10 tRNA genes are annotated in these 984 nt (G+C 48.4%); all 10 read right to left on the reverse strand.

Features of this window, described 5'->3' with window-relative positions:
- Positions 1 to 13: 13 nt before the first annotated feature.
- The 10 genes from OKS35_RS15260 to OKS35_RS15305 all read right to left on the reverse strand — a co-directional run bounded on the left by OKS35_RS15260 (position 14) and on the right by OKS35_RS15305 (position 910).
- Positions 14 to 90, reverse strand: a tRNA-Pro gene (locus tag OKS35_RS15260).
- Positions 91 to 96: 6 nt separating this feature from the next.
- Positions 97 to 173 (reverse strand) — tRNA-Arg (locus OKS35_RS15265).
- A gap of 3 nt (positions 174 to 176) precedes the next feature.
- Positions 177 to 264: transfer RNA gene (locus OKS35_RS15270), tRNA-Leu, on the reverse strand.
- Between the two features lie 9 nt (positions 265 to 273).
- Positions 274 to 348, reverse strand: a tRNA-Gly gene (locus OKS35_RS15275).
- Between the two features lie 15 nt (positions 349 to 363).
- Positions 364 to 444: transfer RNA gene (locus OKS35_RS15280), tRNA-Leu, on the reverse strand.
- Between the two features lie 37 nt (positions 445 to 481).
- Positions 482 to 557 (reverse strand) — tRNA-Lys (locus tag OKS35_RS15285).
- Between the two features lie 12 nt (positions 558 to 569).
- Positions 570 to 645: transfer RNA gene (locus OKS35_RS15290), tRNA-His, on the reverse strand.
- 10 nt (positions 646 to 655) lie between these two features.
- Positions 656 to 731 (reverse strand) — tRNA-Thr (locus OKS35_RS15295).
- A gap of 8 nt (positions 732 to 739) precedes the next feature.
- A tRNA-Phe gene (locus OKS35_RS15300) sits at positions 740 to 815 on the reverse strand.
- Between the two features lie 19 nt (positions 816 to 834).
- Positions 835 to 910: transfer RNA gene (locus OKS35_RS15305), tRNA-Asp, on the reverse strand.
- Positions 911 to 984: the final 74 nt, after the last annotated feature.

A 984-nucleotide genomic window follows, 5' to 3' on the forward strand; every position in this document is an offset into this window, starting at 1 on the left:
CCAAAAAAATAAATGGTCGGGAAGACAGGATTCGAACCTGCGACCCCTTGGTCCCAAACCAAGTGCTCTACCAAGCTGAGCTACTTCCCGTTAAAATGGTGCACCCTGAGAGATTCGAACTCCCGGCCTTTAGATTCGTAGTCTAACGCTCTATCCAGCTGAGCTAAGGGTGCATATGGTGCGGTCGAGAGGACTTGAACCTCCACGGTGTTAACCACCACTAGGCCCTCAACCTAGCGCGTCTACCGATTCCGCCACGACCGCGTATTAAGATGGAGCGGAAGACGGGATTCGAACCCGCGACCCCGACCTTGGCAAGGTCGTATTCTACCACTGAACTACTTCCGCATAAGTATTTAGAGATGCGGGTGAAGGGACTCGAACCCCCACGTCAAAGACACTAGATCCTAAGTCTAGCGCGTCTACCAATTCCGCCACACCCGCATGTGAAATTACGTATTGAATAAAAAATAATGAGAAATGGTGAGCCATGCAGGGCTCGAACCTGCGACCCTCTGATTAAAAGTCAGATGCTCTACCAACTGAGCTAATGGCTCATTAAATTTTAATGGGGCGGCTGAAGGGAATTGAACCCTCGAATGCCGGAATCACAATCCGGTGCGTTAACCACTTCGCCACAACCGCCATGAAAAAATGGTGCCGGCGAAAGGATTCGAACCCTCGACCCTCTGATTACAAGTCAGATGCTCTACCAACTGAGCTACACCGGCGTGTTATATGGTGGCTTTGGACGGAATCGAACCGCCGACACAAGGATTTTCAGTCCTTTGCTCTACCAACTGAGCTACAAAGCCATACGTATTAAATTAAAAATGGCGGTCTCGACGGGATTCGAACCCGCGATCTTCTGCGTGACAGGCAGACATGTTAACCCCTACACCACGAGACCGTTTTAAGTCATATCGACTTTACCTATTTTAAAGGTCATTCTATGTAAAGTCAATAACTTTTTTAAAAAAATAA

It is taken from the genome of Exiguobacterium sp. N5, assembly GCF_025842465.1.
GTDB classification, from domain to species: domain Bacteria; phylum Bacillota; class Bacilli; order Exiguobacteriales; family Exiguobacteriaceae; genus Exiguobacterium; species Exiguobacterium profundum.